Below are 18789 nucleotides of genomic sequence, written 5' to 3' on the forward strand. Positions count from 1 at the left end.
GGAGCGGCCGAGCGCAGCGCCCGGGGAAGAATGGCTGTCGCATTCATGATTGCTTGTCCACCCACACCCAGACGCACGACGCTTCGTTGCGCCGCAGTGCGAAGGTGCTGACGCCGCCGCGTCCGCCCACGCGCACGCCGATCGGGTCGTCGCCCGGCTGGCCGAAGGCGATGACGCGCAGCGTCGCGCCCTGAACGAAGCCGATCTCGATCAGGCGCAGCGCCATGCGCTCGTCCGCCGGATCGAGCGCGCCGTCCGCGCCCGGCGCGTGCACGCGCACGCCGGCGACGGTGCCCGTGGCGTTGCGCGACAGGGTGGTCAGCCGCACCATCGTCCGCGTCTCGGCGTCCGGCGTGACGATGCCGCGCTCGCGCGCCGGGGGCGCGACCTGAGCGGCGTCCAGCGACACCGGGTCGCCGAAGCGGGCTAGCACTTGACCGGGCATGGAGGCTGTTTCTCGGATCGAGGTCTAAAGGAGAACTATTCTCATTCATTGTAGGCGCCCCGACGACCCCTGTCATTCGGAGAGATGAATCCGCCCTGAATCGTTTGCGGCTATCGGCCCGATAGCTTCTATCGAAAACATGGGAAACATAGATTTGCCATAGTGCCTGCCCGGGTCGGGAGGCCGGTCACCCAGGGCCGGCCTCTCTATCGCGACGATAGCTATTGACGATGCATGTTTGATAGTCAATGACTTATCATTGATCCCATCGCAGCACTCACCAACCAACGAGGAAACAAGATGTTCCTGATCAATACCCAGATCCAGCCGTTCAAGACCGAAGCCTTCCACAACGGCAAGTTCGTCCCCGTCAGCGACGAGACGCTGAAGGGCAAGTGGTCCGTCCTGATCTTCATGCCGGCCGCCTTCACCTTCAACTGCCCGACGGAAGTGGAAGACGCCGCCGACAACTACGCCGAGTTCCAGAAGCTCGGCGCCGAGGTCTACATCGTCACGACCGACACGCACTTCTCGCACAAGGTGTGGCACGAGACCTCGCCGGCCGTCGGCAAGGCGAAGTTCCCGCTGGTCGGCGACCCGACGCACACGCTGACCAACGCCTTCGGCGTGCACATCCCGGAAGAAGGCCTGGCGCTGCGCGGCACCTTCATCATCAATCCGGAAGGCGTCATCAAGACGGCCGAGATCCACAGCAACGAGATCGCGCGCGACGTGAAGGAGACGCTGCGCAAGCTCAAGGCCGCGCAATACACCGCCGCGCACCCGGGCGAAGTCTGCCCGGCCAAGTGGAACGACGGCGCGTCGACGATCACCCCGTCGCTCGACCTCGTGGGCAAGATCTAACTTTTCATTGAGTCGGAAGGAGTTTCACATGCTCGACACCAACCTGAAGGCGCAGCTCAAGGCCTACCTCGAGCGCGTGAAGCTGCCTTTCGTGATCACCGCCTCGCTGGGCGACGGCAAGTCCTCGCAGGAGATGCACGAGTTCCTGCAGGACATCGTCGGCCTGACCGACAAGATCACGCTGAAGACCGACGGCACGGACGCGCGCCGGCCGTCGTTCACGCTGGCACGGCCCGGCGAGGAGGAGCGGATCCGCTTCGCCGCCATCCCGATGGGCCACGAATTCACGTCGCTGGTGCTCGCGCTGCTGCAGGTCGGCGGCCACCCGCCCAAGATCGAGCAGGAGCTGATCGACCAGATCAAGGGCCTCGAAGGCGAGCTGCGCTTCGAGACCTACATGAGCCTCACGTGCCACAACTGCCCGGACGTCGTCCAGGCGTTGAACCTGCTGGCCGTGCTCAACCCGCGCATCCAGAGCGTCGTCATCGACGGCGGCCTGTTCCAGCAGGAGGTCGAGGAGCGCCAGGTGCTGGCGGTGCCGATGGTCTATCTCAACGGCCAGCATTTCGGCCAGGGCCGGATGGAAGTCGACGAGATCGTCAAGAAGCTCGACTCCGGCTCGGCCGCGCGCGACGCCGCCAAGCTGGGCACGAAGGACGCGTTCGACGTGCTGATCGTCGGCGGCGGCCCCGCGGGCGCGGCCGCGGCCGTGTACGCGGCGCGCAAGGGCATCCGCACCGGCCTGCTGGCCGAGCGCATGGGCGGCCAGACCATGGACACCATGAGCATCGAGAACTTCATCTCGGTGCTCGAGACCGACGGCCCGAAGTTCGCGGCGGCGCTGGAGCAGCACGCCAAGCGCTACGAGGTCGACATCATGAACCTGCAGCGCGCCACGGCCCTGCAACCCGCGGGCGCCGACGGCCTCGTGGGCGTGACGCTGGACAACGGCGCGACGCTCCGGAGCAAGACCGTGATCGTGTCGACCGGTGCGCGCTGGCGCGAGGTCGACGTGCCGGGCGAGCAGGAATACAAGAACAAGGGCGTGGCCTATTGCCCGCACTGCGACGGCCCGCTGTTCAAGGGCAAGCGCGTCGCAGTGATCGGCGGCGGCAACTCCGGCGTCGAGGCCGCGATCGACCTGGCCGGCATCGTCGGCCACGTCACGCTGCTGGAATTCGGCGCGGAACTGCGTGCCGACGCGGTGCTGGTCAACAAGCTCAGGAGCCTGAAGAACGTCGTGATCCACACGCAGGCGCAGACCACCGAGATCACCGGCGCCGACGGCAAGGTCAACGGCCTGACCTACACCGACCGCTCGAACGGCGAGAGCCGGCATGTGGAGCTCGAGGGCGTGTTCGTGCAGATCGGCCTGGTGCCGAACTCCGAGTGGCTCAAGGGCACGATGGAGCTGACGAAGCACGGCGAGATCGTCGTCGACGCGAAGGGCCAGACGTCGGTGCCCGGCGTGTTCGCGGCCGGCGACGTGACGACGGTGCCGTTCAAGCAGATCATCATCGCCACCGGCGACGGCGCGAAGGCGGCCCTCGGCGCGTTCGACCACCTGATCCGCCAGGCCGTGCCGGCCTGAGATCGCCGCGACGGCGCCTCAGTGCGCCCGCGGGTGGCCGGTGTCCTCGTCGGGCAGGCCGGCGAGGTCGAAGGCGCGGCGGCCGACGATGCGGTCATGGGCCACTTCCATGAACCAGACGCCGTCGTCCTGCAGTCGCGCCCCCATGTCGGCCGTGGCTTCGTCTCCGATTCCTTCGGGGATGCCGGACTCGAACCACGCGCCGGTGTGGGTCGCATCGCGCACGCACAGCCGCTGCGGCCGATGCACCTGCGTCCACTCGTTGGCGACGATGAAGCGCTCGTTGGCGAACATGATGTCGATCGGGCGGTCGGCCTCGCGCTCGCCGAAGCGCTCGCGAATCCAATGGCGACCGCCGTCGTCGCTGCGGGAAACGCCGACGTCGAGGCCCGTGCCTTGGACCTCCTCGCGCCGCGGGATGTGTTCCTCGCCCTGGACGTAGACCTTGCCGCCGGGGCCTGCGCGCAGCAGCCCGTCCTTCATCGGCAGTGTGAACGCCGTCCAGTGGCGACCGCCGTCTTCGCTGCGGAAGAAGCGCTTGTCACGCAAGGCGACGTAGAGGGCCGATGGCGAGGCGACGACCAGGTAGTCCGCGTCGCCAGGCATCTTGCCGGGGGATTGCCAGGTCGATCCGCGGTCGGTGCTGACCAGCAGTTGGGCGTGCGCGCCATAGGCGTAGAGATGGGCGTGGCTGTTCGCCACCGGGATCTGCGCCTGTACGGCGTCCCAGTGCCGGCCGCCGTCCGTCGATCGCATCATGCGCCGGGATCGCCAGTCGCCGATCAGGATGAACCAGCCCTGATCGCCGCCATTGAAGGCCTGCACCTGCGTGTGTTGCGGCAGGTCGAGCGCCTTGGTCCAACGCCTGTCGCCGGGTCCGCGCCGATACAGGCCGTCGAACGCGCTGCTCACCAGTGCATCGCCGACGCGATCGCGCGCCAGCAAGGCGAACGGGAATGCCTTGGGCGGCGGCGGAGGCGGTGTCAAGGCCTGCACCGCCTGAGCGCCGGCGAGCAGGGCGGCCGCGATCAGGGCGGCAAGACGAGGTTGCAAGCGGAGTCGCATGGGACGGTCGGGCCGGGTGAGCATGGCCGTTGAACGGCCCTGCACGCGAAACGGGGTGAATGCGACTCGACGTCCGCGCGCGGTCAGGCGATGTAGTCGTTGACCAGGTTCTCCCACGCCTCCTGCCGCCCCGACACCGGCCGCTCGTCGACGTTGCGCTGCAGCGCGTGCGCCGCGACGTCGTCCAGCGACATCTGCGGCGACAGCAGCTTCTTGCCGACCTCGCCGTCCCAGCCCGCGTAGCGCGAGGCCAGCTCGCGCGCGGGGCGGCCGTCCGTGATCATGCGTTCGGCTACGAGCAGCGCGCGGGCGCACAGGTCCATCGCGCCGACGTGGCCGTGGAACAGGTCCTCGGCGTCGATGGACTGACGCCGCACCTTCGCGTCGAAGTTGAGGCCGCCGTGCGTCAGCCCGCCGCCCTGCAGCACGTGGAACAGCGCGAGCGCGGTGTCAGGCAGGCTGTTGGGGAACTGGTCGGTATCCCAGCCGCATTGCATGTCGCCGCGGTTCATGTCCAGCGAGCCGAAGAGGCCGAGTGCGACCGCGGTGGCGATCTCGTGCTCGAAGCTGTGGCCGGACAACGTCGCGTGGTTGGCCTCGATGTTGACCTTGACCTCGTTCTCCAGCCCGTACTGGCGCAGGAAGCCGTGCACGGTGGCGACGTCGTAGTCGTACTGGTGCTTGGTCGGCTCGCGCGGCTTGGGCTCGATGAGCACGTAGCCGGGCAGGCCGATCTTGTGCTTGTGCTCCACGGCCATCTGCAGGAAGCGGCCGTATTGCCTCGACTCGCGCGCGAGGTCGGTGTTGAGCAGCGTCTCGTAGCCTTCGCGGCCGCCCCACAGCACGTAGTTCTCGCCGCCCAGGCGCTTCGTCGCGTCCATCGCCTCCTTGACCTGCAGCGCCGCGAGCGCGTAGATCTCGGGGTTCGGATTCGTCGCCGCGCCGCTCATGAAGCGGCGATGGCTGAACAGGTTGGCCGTGCCCCACAGCAGCTTGATGCCCGTGGACGACTGCTTCTCGCCCATGAGGTCGACGATGCGGCGGAAGTTCTCCACGCTCTCGCGCGGCGTCGCGCCCTCGGGGGCGACGTCGCGGTCGTGGAAGCAGTAGAACGGCGCGCCGAGCTTGGCGAAGAACTCGAAGGCGGCGTCGAGCTTGGCCTTGGCCGCTTCCATCGGATCGGCGATGCGATGCCACGGCCGCTCGAAGGTGCCGTCGTAGCCGAACGGGTCGAACCCGTTCCAGCAGAAGCTGTGCCAGTAGCAGACGGCGAAGCGCAGGTGCTCCTCCATGCGCTTGCCCAGCACGAGGCGATCCTTGTCGTACCACTTGAAGGCGAGGGCCTCGGTCGCTTGCGGGCCGGCGTAGCGGATCTTGTCGATCCCGGCGAAGTAGTCGGTCATGTCGGTGTCTCCTGGAGGGAAGGAAATCAGGCGCGCGGCGCGAGCTCGCGGGTGGCGCGATAGAGCGCGCGGAAGCCTTCGAGGCGGGGCCTCAGCGCGGCGTGGCGGTCGGCGCGCGGCTGGAAGAGGGCGCGCGGCGTCGGCGCGCGGCAGACGTCGCGCTCGTCGCGACCGAGCGCGAGCCACGCGAGACGCGCCGCGCCCATCGCGCCGCCGGCCTCGGCGCCGGCGACGGTCTGCAACTCGATGCCGAGCGTGTTGGCCAGCAGCTGCGCCCAGTGCGCGCTGCGCGCGCCGCCGCCCACCAGCGTCAGGCGATGCACTTCGGTGCCCGCGTCGCGCAGGGCCTGCAGGCCGTCGGCCAGGCCGAAGCCGACGCCTTCGATGACGGCGTGGCCGAGGCGCGCGGCGTCGGTCTCGTTGTCCATGCCGAAGAACACGCCCGTCGCGTGCGGATCGTTGTGCGGCGTGCGTTCGCCGGACAGGTAGGGCAGGAACAGCGGCGCGCGATCGCGCTCGGCGTCGCTCAAGGCCTCGACGCGTTCGAGCAGCGCGGCCTCGCTGGAAAAGCCGGTGAGCCGCGTGACCCACTGCAGGCCGTTGGCGGCCGACAGCATCACGCTCATCTGGTGCCAGCGCCCGGGCAGCGCGTGGCAGAACGCGTGCACGGCCGAGTCCGGGTTGGGCCGATAGCGGTCGGTGACGACGAACAGCACGCCGCTCGTTCCCAGCGACAGGAAGCCCTCGCCCGGCTGCACCGCGCCGATGCCCACCGCGCTGGCCGCGTTGTCGCCGCCGCCGCCGGCCACCGGCAGGCCTTCGGGAAGGCCGAGCGCGAGCGCGGCGTCGCGCTGCAGCGTGCCCGAGACGGCCGAGCCCTCGATCACCGCCGGCATCTGCGCCAGCGTCATGCCGCTCGCCTGCAGCAGCTGCGGCGACCACGCGCGGCGGCCGACGTCCAGCCACAGCGTGCCGGCGGCGTCGGACATGTCGCTGACCGCCGTGGCCGTCAGGCGCCAGCGCAGCCAGTCCTTGGGCAGCAGCACCTGGCCGATGCGGCGGAAGAGTTCGGGCTCGTGCTCGGCGACCCACAGCAGCTTGGGCGCCGTGAAGCCCGGCATCGCGAGATTGCCGGCGATCTGCGGCAGCGACGGCAGCCGCCGCATCAGCTCGTCGCACTGCGCCGAACTGCGCGTGTCGTTCCACAGGATCGCGGGCCGCAGCACCCGGCGCTCCTCGTCGACCAGCACCGCGCCGTGCATCTGGCCCGACAGGCCGATCGCCTGCACGCGCGCCCACGCGTCCGCGTGACGCTCGCGCAGCTCGCGCGCCGCGAGCACGAGCGCGTCCCACCAGTCGTGCGGATCCTGCTCGGCCCAGTGCGGATGCGGCCGCGAGACCGTGAGCGGCGAGCCCGCGCTCGCCACCAGCGCGCCGGTCTCGTCGACCAGCGCGAGCTTCAACTCGGACGTGCCGAGGTCGATACCCAAGGCTGTATTCATGCCGCCGCCTTGTCCGGCTGCGAGCGGTGGCATTGCTCGACGCGCGTGACGGGCTTGCCACCGATGATCATGCCCAGCACCTCGTCCTCGGTGAGGTCGGCCGTGCGATAGGTGCCGATGACGCGGCCGTTCTTCATCACGGCCAGGCGGTCGGCCAGCGCGAAGACGTCGGGCATGTCGTGCGAGATCAGGAACACGCCGACGCCGCGCGCCTTCAGGCGCCGCACGAGGTCGTGCACCATGCGCGTCTCCTCCGGCCCGAGCGCGGCGCAGGGCTCGTCCATGATCAGGATGCGGGCCTTGAAGTACAACGCGCGCGAGATCGCCACCACCTGGCGCTGGCCGCCGGACAGCGAGCGCACCGGCTCGCGGATGTTGCGGAAGTTCGGATTGAGCTGCGCGAACACGTCGCGCGCCGCGGCTTCCATCGCGTAGTCGTCCATCGTGCGCCAGCGCGTCATCAGCTCGCGGCCGAGGAACAGGTTGGCGACGGCGTCGAGGTTGTCGGCCAGCGCCAGCGTCTGGTGGATGGTCTCGATGCCCAGCGCCTGCGAGTCGGCCGGGTTGGCGATGTGGACGACGCCGCCATCGATGCGGATCTCGCCGCGATCGATCGGATAGGCGCCTGCCAGCATCTTCATCAGCGTGGACTTGCCCGCGCCGTTGTGGCCCAGCACGGCGACGACCTCGCCGGCATCGAGCGCGAGGTTGACGTCCGAGACCGCGTGCACGCCGCCGAAGGCCTTGTGCATGCCGACGATGTCGACCAGGGGTGCATCGCTCATGCCATGCGCTCCCCGGTCCAGCGCCGATACAGCACGTCGAACGCCACCGCCACGATCAGCACCTGGCCGATGATGATCATGCGTTGGCCGATGCCCACGTCCATCAGCAGCAGGCCGCTGTCGAGGAACTGGATGATCAGCGCGCCGAGTACCGAACCCAGTACCGTACCGCTGCCGCCTGACAGGCTCACGCCGCCGATCACCGCCGCGGCGATCACGTACAGCTCCATGCCGGTGCCCATCGAGTTGGTGCCGGCGTTCAGGCGCGAGACCGCGACGACGGCGGCGATCGTGATCGTCACCGACAGCAGCAGGAACAGCTGCAGCGTGACGCGCCGCACCGGGATGCCGACCAGCCGCGCCGCCTCTGGGTTGCCGCCGATCGCGTAGACGTAGCGGCCGAAGCGCGTGCGCCGCACGATGAAGGCGACGACGATGACGACCGCGCCCCAGATCACCACCGGCGCCGGGATGCCCTGGCCGGCCGGCTTGCCGGGCAGCTGGTACGCGCACATCGCCGCGGTGAAGGCCGCGAGCAGCACGAGCAGGCCCGTGGTGAATGCGATGTCCGCCGCGAGCGGGCGCAGCGGAAAGCCGTGGCGCGCCTTCGCGCGGCGCGTCTGCACGGTGCCCCAGCAAAGCAGCACCGCGAGCACGGCGGCGAGCGTCCAGCTGCCGCCGATGCCCAGCGCGCCGTCGAGGCCGCCGCCGAACCACAGGAAGACCGGATCGGTGACCGGCTGGGTCTTGCCGTTGGCCACGATGAAGGCCGCGCCGCGGAACGACATCAGGCCGCCCAGCGTGACGACGAAGGACGGTACGCCGAGGTAGGCGGTGAGCCCGCCCTGGTAGGCGCCGACGAGCAGCGCGGCGGCGAGGCCGGCCAGGCAGGCGGTTGCCCAGTGCCAGCCGGCGGTGTATTGAAGATATGCGACGAGCACGCCGACGAAGCCGACCACCGAGCCGACCGACAGGTCGATGTGGCGCGCGACGATCACCAGCGAGATCGCGGTGGCGACGATGCCGACGACGGCCGTCTGCTGGGCGATGTTGTACAGGTTTTCCGGCGTGAGGAACTGGCCGGTGAGCACGTGGAAGGTCGCGGCCATGACCGCGAGCACGACGGCCATCAGGCCGAGGCGCAGGTCCAGCGCGCTGAGTTGGAGCGATTCCATGAGGGCAGGGGTGTGGCCGCCGCGCGCGCGTCACGCGCGCGCGACGGCGCGGGGCTTACTTGCAGGCGGCCGGTGCCTTGGCGGCGTCGACGCCGCGGCACAGGTTGTCCTTCGTGATCCAGCCGGCCTTGACGACGGTCTCGAGATTGGCGCGGCTGATGGGCACCGGCTTGAGGAACTTGGCGTCCATCTGCACCTTGTGCTCGCCGCCGCTCCACTTGGTCGTGCCCGGCACCGGCTTGCCGCTCGCCAGGTCGACCGCCGCGTCGGCCGCTTCGCGTCCGAGGTCGCGCGCGTCCTTCCACACCGACACCGTCTGCGTGCCCAGTGCCACGCGGTTCAGCGCGGCCTGGTCGCCGTCCTGGCCCGACACCGGCACGCCCGAGATGCCGCGCGCCGACAGCGCCGCGACGACGCCGCCGGCCGTGCCGTCGTTGGAGGCCACCACCGCGTCGACCTTGTTGCCGTTGCGCGTGAGGATCTGCTCCATGTTCTTCTGCGCCACCTCGGGCTTCCAGCCTTCGGTGTATTCCTCGCCGACGATCTTGATCGCGCCGCTCTTGATCGCGGCGTCCAGCACCTCCTGCTGGCCTTCGCGCAGGAAGTCCGCGTTCGGATCGGTGGGCGAGCCCTTGATCATCACGTAGTTGCCGCGCGGCTTGACCGAGAACACGCCGCGCGCCTGCATGCGGCCGACTTCCTTGTTGTCGAAGGTGATGTAGTAGACGCCGGGCTGCTCGATCAGGCGGTCGTAGGCGATCACCGGGATGTTGCGCTGCTTGGCCTTGGCCAGCGCGGGCACGATCGCATCCTTGTCCATCGCCAGCACGATCAGCGCCTTCGCGCCCTTGGCGATCAGGCCGTCGACGTCGGCCAGCTGCTTCTCGGGCGAGCCGCCGGCGTCGGCGCTGACGTAGGTGGCGCCGTGCTTGGCGAGTTCGGCCTTGATGGCGGCCTCATCGGTCTTCCAGCGCTCTTCCTGGAAGTTGGACCAGCTGACGCCGACCACCAGTTGAGCGTGCGCCGCGGCGCTCGCAAGGAGCCCGGCGGTCAAGAGAGCGTGCTTGAAATTCATGGCTTGTCTCCGGTTGTTGTGTGCATCGGCCCGCCCTTCGTGGAGAGCGCGGCGCAAGATTACTTCGTTCGAGCATCGAACTAATTACTTGTTTTCCCCAATGCGACGGCGCCCGCGCGCGCCTAGTCTCGGGACGCGCCGACGCCTGGACGTCTGGTCGGCGCACAGGCCGGACAATGCGCGCCTGCCAACCGGAGAACCCGCCGATGACCCGTCCCCCGATCACGGGCGACCAACGCTTCGTCAAGTCGATCAACCGCAACGTGCTGCTGCGCCTGCTGCTGGACGAGCCCGCGCAGTCGCGCGCGGGGCTGGCCGAGCGCAGCGGCCTGACGAAGTCCACCGTGAGCCTGCTGGTCAAGGAACTGATCGACGAGGGCTGGCTGGCCGAGGACGGCGTGGCGGTCACCGGTTCCCTGGGCCGGCGGCCGACGCCGCTGCACATCGACGGCCGCGGGCTGGCGCTGATCGGCGCGGACATCGGCATCGACTCGATCCGCGTCGTCAGCACCTCGCTGCAGGGCCAGGTGATCGAGTCGATGGCCGTGCCGCTGCGCGATCGCGCGCCGGACATTGCCTGCCATCAGATGGTCGAACTGGTGACGGCGGAGTCCGCGCGCGTGACGCGCGCGGGTGCGCGGCTGCTGGGCGTGGGCGTCGGGCTGCCGGGGGCGGTCGACACCGCGCACGGCGTCATCGAGTTCGCGCCCAACCTCGGCTGGCGCAACGTCGAGGTGGGCCAGCGCCTCGCGCGCGAGCTGCGCGCCGGCGGGCTCGCGCAGGTGCCGGTCTACTGCCAGAACGAGGCCGACCTGGCCGCCATCGGCGAGACGGCGTTCGGCAGCCGGCCGATCGACGACCCGCTGGTCTACGTCAGCTGCAGCGTGGGCGTCGGCGCGGGCATCGTCCTGAACGGGGCGCTGTTCACCGGCGCGACGGGCGCGGCCGGCGAGATCGGCCACACGATCCTGCATGTCGACGGGTTGCCGTGTTCGTGCGGCCGCCGCGGCTGCGCCGAGGCCTACGTCGGCCTGAAAGCGGTGGCGCAGGCCGCAGGGATGCTGCGCCACGGCGAGGTCGACCGCGCCGGACTGGCCGCCGAGCTCGCCAAGCCGCGCGCGCACCGCACACGCAACGCCTTCGTCGCCGCCGGCGATGCGCTGGGCGTGCTGCTGCAGAACGTGTGGACGACGTTCAACCCCAAGGCCATCGTGCTGGGCGGCGAGGCCGTCACCCTGGGCGGCGGCCACTTCCTCGACGCGGCCGTCGAGCGCCTGGCGCGCTTCGGCGGCGACGCGGGCATCGCGCCGCCGGCCATCCGCGTCGCGAAGTACGGCGACCTCGCGACCGCCGTCGGCGGCGCCGCGTTCGCGCTGCACGCGCTGCTGCGGCCCGTCGGGCACGACAGCGGCGCGCTGCGCATCAGGCCGGCCTGACTCGAGGACGCGCTACCTGGCCGTGGTGTTGGAGCACAGCAGGCTGGCGAACAGCGTGTCCTTGGCCGTCGGCACGTACGGCGCCGCGAGCACGTTCGATGCGGACGCGTTGGCGATCAGCGTCGGCGCCTCGGACGGCAGCAGGAAGCGCTGCTGCACGGCCACGTTGGCGGCGCGCGTCACGGCGCAGACGAAGCCGGCGTGCGTGCCGTAGCGCTCCTCGAGCGATGGACGCGGGTCGTCGGCCGCGACGCGGTTGGCGCGCGTGTCCCAGAACGGCCACCAGCCGCCGCTGTTGCCCGCGCCCGCGAAGACCTGGCCGACGCTGCCCGGGCCGTTGCTGGCGTTCGGGCCGTACCAGCCGGTGGTCGCGAGATTCCAGCCGACGTAGGTGCCCAGCGGCGCCTCGCCCAGCACCGTCTTCATGCTGGTGGTGCTCTCGTTGCCGTCAGAGTTCACCTTCACCGCGTAGCCGGGCAGCACCGCCTTGATGACGGGCGGCTGGATCGACGGGATGCCGCTTTCCTGGTCGTAGTTCTCGCCGGGTCCGAAATCGTAGACGAACGGACGCCAGGCCTGGTCGCCATGGAAGGTCAGGCGGGGCACCGTGGTGCTGAAGTTCGGGAACCCCTCGGCCGCGGCGTTGTTGGGGACGAGCTCGCCGCGCGCGACGGTCGGATAGGCGCTCGGCGGCATCGGCGTGCCGTGCAGGATCAGCTGGAGCAAGGCGTAGTTCAACGCGTTGTTCGTGTGCGCCGCAGGGATCGGGCTGGTGGGCAGCGACTGGCCCGTCGGCGTGGCGATGGCCGCCGGCGACGTCCACGTGAAGTCCGCCGAGCCGCCGCCGTGGGTACCCCCTGGGGTGTAGTAGCGATGGACGTTGGCGGGCAGCGGGATGTCCTCGACGCACGTGAAGCCGCACAGGCTCGCATGGAACTTCTCGGAATGCAGCTCGGCCGACGCGAAAGTCTCGAGGATCTCCGGACACGTGTTGTCCAGCGTGCAGCGATCCAGCATGCCGTCGGCCGGAAGGCCGCGGGCCAGGTTGGGGTAGTCGGCCCACCAGACCGGCGCCTCGTCGCCGCCCATGTACAGATACATCAGGTTGTTCGGCTGGCCCCAGCGGATGTTCATCACCATCATGCGGCCGTCGACCTGCGGCCACGCGCCGTCGAAGACCTTGCGGCCGTCCTCGTCCTTGTTGAAGCCCCAGAAGATGAAGCCGTGCAGGAACGCGGCCGACTGCGAGCCGCCGACGGTCGAGGCCTTGGTGATCGTGCCCGAGAGCGGGTTCGCGCCACCGCCCGGCGCGGCGGTGCCGTAGCGCAGGAACGATCCGAGGTCGCGGAACGCGGCGAAGCCGACGCCCAGCACCAGCGGATTCTTCGCGGTGTAGCTCATCTCGTAGAGGAGGCTCGGATCGAACGTGCCGCTCTTCAGGCAGATCCAGTTGGGGTTGGGCGTGCCGGGCCAGCCGCCGGGGCAATAGGCCCAGGCCCACTGGTCGCCCGCGATCGGCGTCTTCGGGCCGGTGACGCCGGTGAAGGTCTGCGAGGACACGGTCCAGAACTGGGCCTGGCGGGTGTCCGCGCTGGCAGGCTGGTAGGGCACGAAGGCCGGGCCCTGGATGACCAGCTGCGCGGTGCTCGTCGGCGTCGATCCGACGGCCAGGCCGCAGCCGTTCGTGCCGGTGCAGACGTGGCCGTAGACCGCGCCGGTGACCGGCGGCTCCCCCGCGCCGTTGGTGGCGACCGGCACCTGGACGACGAAGGCCGCCAGCGTCTTGAGGCCGCCCGCGGCCGCGACGTCGGGCACCTGCGCGCCCGTCAGGACACCCGTGGAGGTATTCAGGCTGCCGTACGGTCCGGAGTCGAGGTCGAAGCATGGATAGGCCTTGGCCGTCGCGGGCGAGCATTGCGCCAGCAGGTCGCCCTGCCAGCCGCTCTGCACATAGGTGACGCCTTGCAGCAGCGCCGTCGTCGTGATCGAGTTGCCGCCGCGGTTGGGCACCGACTGGATCATCAGGCCGTTGCGCTGCGCCGGATCGGTCGGCGTGACGATCTGGAAGTTGGCGACATAGCCCACCTTGCCGTCGGCGTTCTTCGGCGCGAGGTTGATGTCGGTGATGAGGCCGTTCGGGCCGCCGGGGTCGATCTCGCCGAACTGCCGGCCCACGTAGACCGTGTAGCTGGTCGAAGCGCCGGGCGTCGCGGTGCCCATGGTGATCGGCTTGAGGCTGATCGTGGCCGTCTGGTCGATGACGATCCGCTGGACGCCGGCGTGGCTCGGCGCACTCCATCCGATCGCGGCGACGAGGCCGAGCGCGGATGCGAGTCGGGCGAGCGGCCTGTGTGTTCTTGCGCGCATGTCCATGTCTCCTGGTGTGATGGACCGGGTCGAGGATGGGCGCCGCAACCGGGATGGCGTGCGGGGCCTCGCGTTCCGGTCCGGAAAGCGGGTTGGTTCGCAGGGGCGCCGGCGTCTCCTGACGCGCGACGAGACGCTCAGCGGGCCGGTCGCCTGCGACCGAACGCCAGGCCCAGCAGGCCCGCGCCCATCAGGACGAGGCTGGCGGGCTCGGGGACGGACGTCACCTGGACGGCGTCCACGGAAATGAAGCCGGTGTCGTCCTGGAACTGGAGCTGCAGGATCGTGTCGGCCGTGGTGGCGCTGGCGTCGAAGGTGAACGTCTGGTTGCCCGCGGCCGGCGGGTTCGCCAGGCTCAGCAGCGTCTGGCCGCCGAAGTCCACTTCGACGGCGCCCGGCGTGCCGCCGTCGCTGTTCAGGACGAAGCTGATCGCGTATTCGCCGCCCGCCGTCGTCGCGATGTGCTGCGCGATGCCGCCCAGCGATCCGACCGGCCCGAAGAAGGCCTGGCAATCGCCTTCGGGCGCGCCGCCGCAGCCCACGGCGCCGTAGCCGGTGTTGCCGACCTCCGTCCATTGGCTCAGGTCGCCGGTTTCGAAACCGCCGTTCTGGACGAGATTGGTGGCGAATGCGTGCGCGGGCAGGCCGGCGAGCCCGGCGAGCGCGAGCACGCTGGCCAGCCGCAGGAAAAGTGACTGTTTCATGAGGGACCTCGTTGTCGGACAGGACTGCAATGACCGAAGCGACGCGGCTTGCCGCCGCGCGACGTCATCGGGTCAACGTCGTCGACGAGGCCAGGGCTGCGGCAGGCGTCCGGTCGCGGCGCTGCTCGTCTCGAGTCGCCTGACGTCGGTGTTCATGTCGTCGCCTCCTGGCGGGATCCGAGCGTCAGCCAGATCTCGGGCAGGCCCTCGAACTTGCCGACCGCCGTGCCCGCCGTCTCGGGAAAGAACATGCCCGTGTACGAACCCGTCGTCACCCAGAGATCCTCGCCGAAGGTGCCTCCGTGCGACGTGACGTGGTTGACGAGCCAGGGCAGCAGTCGACGCGGATCGCCCGCCGGATTGCGGGGACTGGCGACGAGCACGCTGCGGCCGTTGAAGTCGAAGCGCGCCGCCGGCTGCTCGAACGGATACCCCGGGTCGTACGGGACGCCTTCGGCGACGCACAGCGCGCCGTGGTTCTGCAGATCCGCGAGCTGCAGCAGCGGCGCCACCCTGGGCCATCCGGCGAAGCGGCTCGAGACCGCCTCGATGGCGGTGGCCATCGTCGCGATGGCCTCGAGCACCTCGTCGTCCGGATAGGGCGTCGTCGCGGGCGCGAAGGAACGGCCCAGCCTGAAGGCGATCTCGAGCTCCAGGCCGAGCACGCCGTAGTTCGTGCGCTGGAGCGTGGCGGGACTCTGCTGGAACGCATCCGAGGGCAGCGCCGAGCCCTGGATCGGGCCGTCGGCGGACTTGGCGCCGACCTTCCACGCGACGACCCGGCTGCCGCGCAGCGCGATGCTGCGAAGCTGCACCGCGTAGGCGTCCGCGGCCGCGCGCGGCTCGAGCGCGCCGTCGGGGCTGGCGATGGCCCACCCGCCGCGCCGTGCCTCGAAGAGCAGGCGGGCGAGGGCGTCCGGGGACGAATCGGGGTTCATCGCGTCGCGTTCACGAGGCCTGCGGCCTGGCGTCGCCCAGCGGGGTCGGCGTCGTGTTGAACTTCGCCTCCGGATGCATGCGGAAGGCCAGCACCACGCCCGCGGCCATCAGCAGCATGCTGCCGACGAAAGGAAGCTCCCAGCTGCCGAACTTGTCGATCAGCATCCCCGACAGCACCGGGCTGATGATCGCGGCCAGCGCCGAGCCCGTGTTCATCATCCCGCTGGCGGTGCCGGAGAACTCGGGCGCGATGTCCATCGGAACGGCCCACATCGGTCCGATCGTCATCTCCGCGAAGAAGAAGCCGGACGACAGGCAGGCCAGCGAGACGTACAGGTTGTGCATCCACAGCAGGGGCAGCAGCGAGAGCAGCGTCAGCATCATGCAGACGGCCACCATCACGCTGCGCGCCTTGTGCAGGCTGCCGGTGCGCGTCAGGATGCGGTCGGTGACGAGGCCGCCCAGCGTGTCGCCGATCACGCCCGCGAAGAACACGCTGGAGGCGAACAGCGCCGACTTCTTCAGGTCCAGGCTGTAGCTGTGCAGGAAGTACTGCGGGATCCAGCTCAGGAACAGCCACAGCGTCCAGCCGTAGCAGAAGTAGACGATGGTGACCGGCGCCATGCGCCTGAACAGCAGGCCCCACGGCACCGCGGCGCCCTTGGGCTTGGGCGGCGGCAGGACGGTGGTTTCCTCGGCCGTGATGCGCGGATGGTCCTTGGGGAACTCCGTGAACGTCGCGGCCCAGAGGGCAACCCAGGCGAGGCTGATCGCGCCGCAGACGTAGAAGGATTCGCGCCAGCCGTAGCTGGCCATGATGGCCACGACGACCGCCGGCGCGACGGCGTTGCCGATGCGCGCCGCGGCGTGGGTGATGCCTTGCGCGAAGCCGCGTTTCTCGCGCGCGACCCAGCGCGACATCGCGGCCGTCGATGCCGGAAACGTCGCGCCCTCGCCGAGCCCCAGCAGCAATCGCGCGAGCAGCATCGACATCAGGCCGCCGGCCAGGCCGGTCAATATCGTCGCCACCGCCCACAGCGCGCCGCAGGCGATGAGCGTGCGCCTCGCGCCGAAGCGGTCGCTGACCCAGCCGCCGATGATCTGGAAGATCAGGTAGGGGTAGGCGAACGCCGAGAACACGAGGCCGATCTGCGTCTTCGTCAGGCCGAATTCCTTGCCGAAGCCGTCCGCGGCGGTGCTGACGTTGACGCGATCCAGGTACGTGATGAAGTACATCGCGCACAGCAGCAACAGGACGACGTTGCTGGCTCGAAAGAATCTTTTCACTGCGTTGTCTCCTGGGTCGTACACGGCTCTCTGGCCGATGTCTGGGACGCGTTCGATGTTCGATGGCGCGCGACGAATCGCGGTCAGGCGGCTTCTTTCTTCAACGTGTCGGGGGCGGCGTGGCTCGAGAAGAAATCCATCGCCTTCTGCACGCCGCTGCCAACGAGCTTGACGCCCGACAGCTTCAGTCCCATCTCGCAGCCGGCGATCGTCGCGAGCAAGGTCAGGTCGTTGCTGTCGCCCAGGTGGCCGATGCGGAACATCCGCCCCTTGAGCTTGCCCAGGCCGGTGCCCAGCGACATGTCGAAGCGCTGGTGGATCAGGCGGCGCACCGCGTCGGCGTCGACGCCCGGCGGCGTGATGACGCCGGTCAGCACCGGCGAGTAGACGGCCGGGTCCGCGCACTGGATGGGCAGCCCCCAGGCCGTCACCGCCGACCGCACGCCCTCGGCCCAGCGCGCGTGGCGCGCGAAGACGTTGTCCAGGCCTTCGCCCAGCAGCATGTCGAGCGACTCGCTCAGGCCGTACAGCAGGTTGGTGTTGGGCGTGTACGGCCAGTAGCCGTCCTTGTTCATGTCGACGATCTCGTCCCAGGCCCAGAACGACTTGGGCAATCCCGCGGTCTTCGAGGCTTCGAGCGCGCGCGGGGACAGCGCATTGAAGCTGATGCCCGGCGGCAGCATCAGGCCCTTCTGCGAGCCGCTCACCGTCACGTCGACGCCCCAGGCGTCGTGCTCGAACGGCGCGCTGGCCAGCCCGGAGATGGAATCGACGACGAGCAGCGCCGGATGGCGCGCCGCGTCGATGGCCTTGCGCACGGCGGCGATGTCGGACGTCACGCCGGTCGAGGTCTCGTTGTGGACGACGCAGACGGCCTTGATACGGTGCTGGGTATCCTGGCGCAGGCGCGCCTCGATCATGTCGGCCTGGATGCCGCGGCGCCAGCCGGGCGCGGCGGGCAGGTGCTCGTCGCTGCCTTCGTAGCTCAGCACCTCCGTCGACAGGCCCAGGCGGTCGGCCATCTTCTTCCACAGCGAGGCGAAGTGGCCGGTCTCGAACATCAGCACGTGGTCGCCCGCGCTCAGCGTGTTCGTCAAGGCCGCCTCCCACGCGCCGGTGCCCGAGGCGGGGTAGATGGCCACGGGATGTTTCGTCCTGAAGATCTGCCCGATGCCGGCCAGCACCTTGCGTCCCAGCGTGCCGAACTCGGGCCCGCGATGGTCGATCGTCGGCAGGCTCATCGCGCGCAGGATGCGATCGGGCACCGGGCTGGGCCCGGGGATCTGCAGGAAGTGGCGGCCGGTCGGATGGACGTCGAGGGTGAGCATGAAAAATCCTTTCGCCGCGATATTTGCATGCAAAACGCAAAATGACTTGATGGAAAACCCTAGTGCTTAGACTGTAAAGGCTGCGTCTCTTTGAATGCAGAATGCGATCACAGGATTGAGGATCCAATGGCCGAAATTATCGAGATCTCGCGAATCGCGCTGCATGACCAGGTGGTCGCGCGCCTGCGGACGATGCTGGTCGAAGGACGCATCGCGCCCGGCGCCAAGCTCAACGAACGCACGCTGAGCGAGCAGTTGCGCGTCTCGCGCACGCCGCTGCGCGAGGCCATCAAGCTGCTGGCGGCCGAAGGGCTGGTCGACCTGCTGCCCAATCGCGGCGCGATCGCCGTCAAGCTGACGGAGACGGATGTGCTCAACACCTTCGAGGTGCTCGCCGAGCTGGAAGGCATGTCCGGCGAGCTCGCGGCCAAGCGCATCTCCGATGAGAAGCTCAGCGAGTTCCGCGCGCTGCACTACGAGATGCTGGCATGCTTCGAGCGCCAGGACCTGTCGGGCTACTACCGGCTCAACGCGATGATCCACACGCTCATCAACGAGGCCGCCGGCAACCCCGTGCTGGTGAGCACCTACAAGTCGATCAACGCCCGCGTGCAGTCGCTGCGCTTCCGCACCAACCAGAACGCGGCCAAGTGGAAGCGCGCGATCAAGGAGCACGACGTGATGCTCGAGGCCATGACGGCGCGCGACTCGGCCGGGATGCGGCAGATCCTCGTGCAGCATCTCGACAACAAGCGTGACAGCGTGCTCGCGCTCATGCGCGCGGGCGACATCTACCCCCTGGCCAACCTCGGGGCGTAGCCGC

General features: G+C 69.4%; 16 protein-coding genes. 4 read left to right on the forward strand and 12 right to left on the reverse strand.

All coding sequences use genetic code 11. The features are described from left to right. Positions 1-43: 43 nt before the first annotated feature. Positions 44-445, reverse strand: coding sequence for a FeoA family protein (locus LPC04_RS19780; protein ID WP_275683999.1), 402 nt, complete (start codon positions 443-445; stop codon positions 44-46). A gap of 300 nt (positions 446-745) precedes the next feature. Here LPC04_RS19780 and ahpC point away from each other — a divergent pair, with 300 nt between their 5' ends. Together ahpC and ahpF are read left to right on the forward strand one after the other, a co-directional pair. Next, positions 746-1309, forward strand: a complete 564-nt coding sequence (gene ahpC, locus LPC04_RS19785) for an alkyl hydroperoxide reductase subunit C (protein ID WP_275684000.1) — start codon at positions 746-748, stop codon at positions 1307-1309. A 28-nt stretch (positions 1310-1337) separates the two neighbouring features. Continuing rightward, positions 1338-2900, forward strand: coding sequence for an alkyl hydroperoxide reductase subunit F (gene ahpF / locus LPC04_RS19790; RefSeq protein WP_275684001.1), 1563 nt, complete (start codon positions 1338-1340; stop codon positions 2898-2900). Between the two features lie 18 nt (positions 2901-2918). Here ahpF and LPC04_RS19795 read toward each other — a convergent pair whose 3' ends face one another. The 6 genes from LPC04_RS19795 to xylF form a co-directional block, all read right to left on the reverse strand. Next, on the reverse strand, positions 2919-3953 hold the full coding sequence (locus LPC04_RS19795) for a WD40/YVTN/BNR-like repeat-containing protein (RefSeq protein ID WP_275684002.1): 1035 nt from the start codon (positions 3951-3953) through the stop codon (positions 2919-2921). A 95-nt stretch (positions 3954-4048) separates the two neighbouring features. Further along, positions 4049-5368, reverse strand: coding sequence for a xylose isomerase (gene xylA, locus LPC04_RS19800; RefSeq protein WP_275684003.1), 1320 nt, complete (start codon positions 5366-5368; stop codon positions 4049-4051). Between the two features lie 26 nt (positions 5369-5394). Beyond that, on the reverse strand, positions 5395-6870 hold the full coding sequence (gene xylB, locus LPC04_RS19805; RefSeq protein WP_275684004.1) for a xylulokinase: 1476 nt from the start codon (positions 6868-6870) through the stop codon (positions 5395-5397). After that, positions 6867-7655 (reverse strand): ATP-binding cassette domain-containing protein, encoded by a 789-nt coding sequence (locus LPC04_RS19810; RefSeq protein WP_275684005.1) that lies wholly within the window; start codon positions 7653-7655, stop codon positions 6867-6869. Before LPC04_RS19810 ends, xylB begins: the two co-directional genes overlap by 4 nt. Continuing rightward, a complete protein-coding gene (locus tag LPC04_RS19815) occupies positions 7652-8830 on the reverse strand; it encodes a sugar ABC transporter permease (RefSeq protein ID WP_275684006.1) in 1179 nt (392 codons plus the stop codon). Before LPC04_RS19815 ends, LPC04_RS19810 begins: the two co-directional genes overlap by 4 nt. A 55-nt stretch (positions 8831-8885) precedes the next feature. After that, positions 8886-9905, reverse strand: coding sequence for a D-xylose ABC transporter substrate-binding protein (xylF, locus tag LPC04_RS19820; RefSeq protein WP_275684007.1), 1020 nt, complete (start codon positions 9903-9905; stop codon positions 8886-8888). A 206-nt stretch (positions 9906-10111) separates the two neighbouring features. Between xylF and LPC04_RS19825 the strand changes: the two genes are divergently transcribed. Continuing rightward, a complete protein-coding gene (locus tag LPC04_RS19825) occupies positions 10112-11341 on the forward strand; it encodes an ROK family transcriptional regulator (RefSeq protein WP_275684008.1) in 1230 nt (409 codons plus the stop codon). Between the two features lie 12 nt (positions 11342-11353). On the opposite strand, the gene LPC04_RS19830 is transcribed toward LPC04_RS19825, so the two are convergent. From LPC04_RS19830 to LPC04_RS19850, 5 genes are all read right to left on the reverse strand, one after another. Then, positions 11354-13708 (reverse strand): alpha/beta hydrolase domain-containing protein, encoded by a 2355-nt coding sequence (locus LPC04_RS19830; protein ID WP_275684009.1) that lies wholly within the window; start codon positions 13706-13708, stop codon positions 11354-11356. A gap of 137 nt (positions 13709-13845) precedes the next feature. After that, positions 13846-14412: a PEP-CTERM sorting domain-containing protein gene (locus LPC04_RS19835; RefSeq protein ID WP_275684010.1), complete on the reverse strand. Its 567-nt coding sequence runs from the start codon at positions 14410-14412 to the stop codon at positions 13846-13848. A gap of 152 nt (positions 14413-14564) precedes the next feature. Then, the gene (locus LPC04_RS19840; protein WP_275684011.1) at positions 14565-15350 is read right to left on the reverse strand and encodes a 2-keto-4-pentenoate hydratase; all 786 of its coding nucleotides are present in this window, start codon (positions 15348-15350) and stop codon (positions 14565-14567) included. A gap of 10 nt (positions 15351-15360) precedes the next feature. Next, positions 15361-16587 (reverse strand): MFS transporter, encoded by a 1227-nt coding sequence (locus LPC04_RS19845; RefSeq protein WP_420854749.1) that lies wholly within the window; start codon positions 16585-16587, stop codon positions 15361-15363. A gap of 134 nt (positions 16588-16721) precedes the next feature. Beyond that, positions 16722-17966 (reverse strand): pyridoxal-phosphate-dependent aminotransferase family protein, encoded by a 1245-nt coding sequence (locus LPC04_RS19850; protein ID WP_275684013.1) that lies wholly within the window; start codon positions 17964-17966, stop codon positions 16722-16724. 126 nt (positions 17967-18092) lie between these two features. On the opposite strand from LPC04_RS19850, the gene LPC04_RS19855 reads away from it, so the two are divergent. Further along, entirely contained in the window at positions 18093-18785 is a 693-nt protein-coding gene (locus LPC04_RS19855; protein ID WP_275684014.1) for a GntR family transcriptional regulator, read from the forward strand. Positions 18786-18789 lie beyond the last annotated feature (4 nt).

Origin of the sequence: Scleromatobacter humisilvae, from assembly GCF_023231945.1 — a bacterium.
GTDB classification, from domain to species: domain Bacteria; phylum Pseudomonadota; class Gammaproteobacteria; order Burkholderiales; family Burkholderiaceae_C; genus Scleromatobacter; species Scleromatobacter humisilvae.

Excerpts from the sequence above, each read along its gene's own strand:
- LPC04_RS19780 (WP_275683999.1), bottom strand. The coding sequence starts at position 445 with ATGCCCGGTCAAGTGCTAGCCCGCTTCGGCGACCCGGTGTCGCTGGAC.
- ahpC (WP_275684000.1), top strand. The coding sequence starts at position 746 with ATGTTCCTGATCAATACCCAGATCCAGCCGTTCAAGACCGAAGCCTTC.
- ahpF (WP_275684001.1), top strand. The coding sequence starts at position 1,338 with ATGCTCGACACCAACCTGAAGGCGCAGCTCAAGGCCTACCTCGAGCGC.
- xylA (WP_275684003.1), bottom strand. The coding sequence starts at position 5,368 with ATGACCGACTACTTCGCCGGGATCGACAAGATCCGCTACGCCGGCCCG.
- xylB (WP_275684004.1), bottom strand. The coding sequence starts at position 6,870 with ATGAATACAGCCTTGGGTATCGACCTCGGCACGTCCGAGTTGAAGCTC.
- LPC04_RS19810 (WP_275684005.1), bottom strand. The coding sequence starts at position 7,655 with ATGAGCGATGCACCCCTGGTCGACATCGTCGGCATGCACAAGGCCTTC.
- LPC04_RS19815 (WP_275684006.1), bottom strand. The coding sequence starts at position 8,830 with ATGGAATCGCTCCAACTCAGCGCGCTGGACCTGCGCCTCGGCCTGATG.
- xylF (WP_275684007.1), bottom strand. The coding sequence starts at position 9,905 with ATGAATTTCAAGCACGCTCTCTTGACCGCCGGGCTCCTTGCGAGCGCC.
- LPC04_RS19825 (WP_275684008.1), top strand. The coding sequence starts at position 10,112 with ATGACCCGTCCCCCGATCACGGGCGACCAACGCTTCGTCAAGTCGATC.
- LPC04_RS19830 (WP_275684009.1), bottom strand. The coding sequence starts at position 13,708 with ATGCGCGCAAGAACACACAGGCCGCTCGCCCGACTCGCATCCGCGCTC.
- LPC04_RS19835 (WP_275684010.1), bottom strand. The coding sequence starts at position 14,412 with ATGAAACAGTCACTTTTCCTGCGGCTGGCCAGCGTGCTCGCGCTCGCC.
- LPC04_RS19840 (WP_275684011.1), bottom strand. The coding sequence starts at position 15,350 with ATGAACCCCGATTCGTCCCCGGACGCCCTCGCCCGCCTGCTCTTCGAG.
- LPC04_RS19845 (WP_420854749.1), bottom strand. The coding sequence starts at position 16,587 with ATGTACTTCATCACGTACCTGGATCGCGTCAACGTCAGCACCGCCGCG.
- LPC04_RS19850 (WP_275684013.1), bottom strand. The coding sequence starts at position 17,966 with ATGCTCACCCTCGACGTCCATCCGACCGGCCGCCACTTCCTGCAGATC.
- LPC04_RS19855 (WP_275684014.1), top strand. The coding sequence starts at position 18,093 with ATGGCCGAAATTATCGAGATCTCGCGAATCGCGCTGCATGACCAGGTG.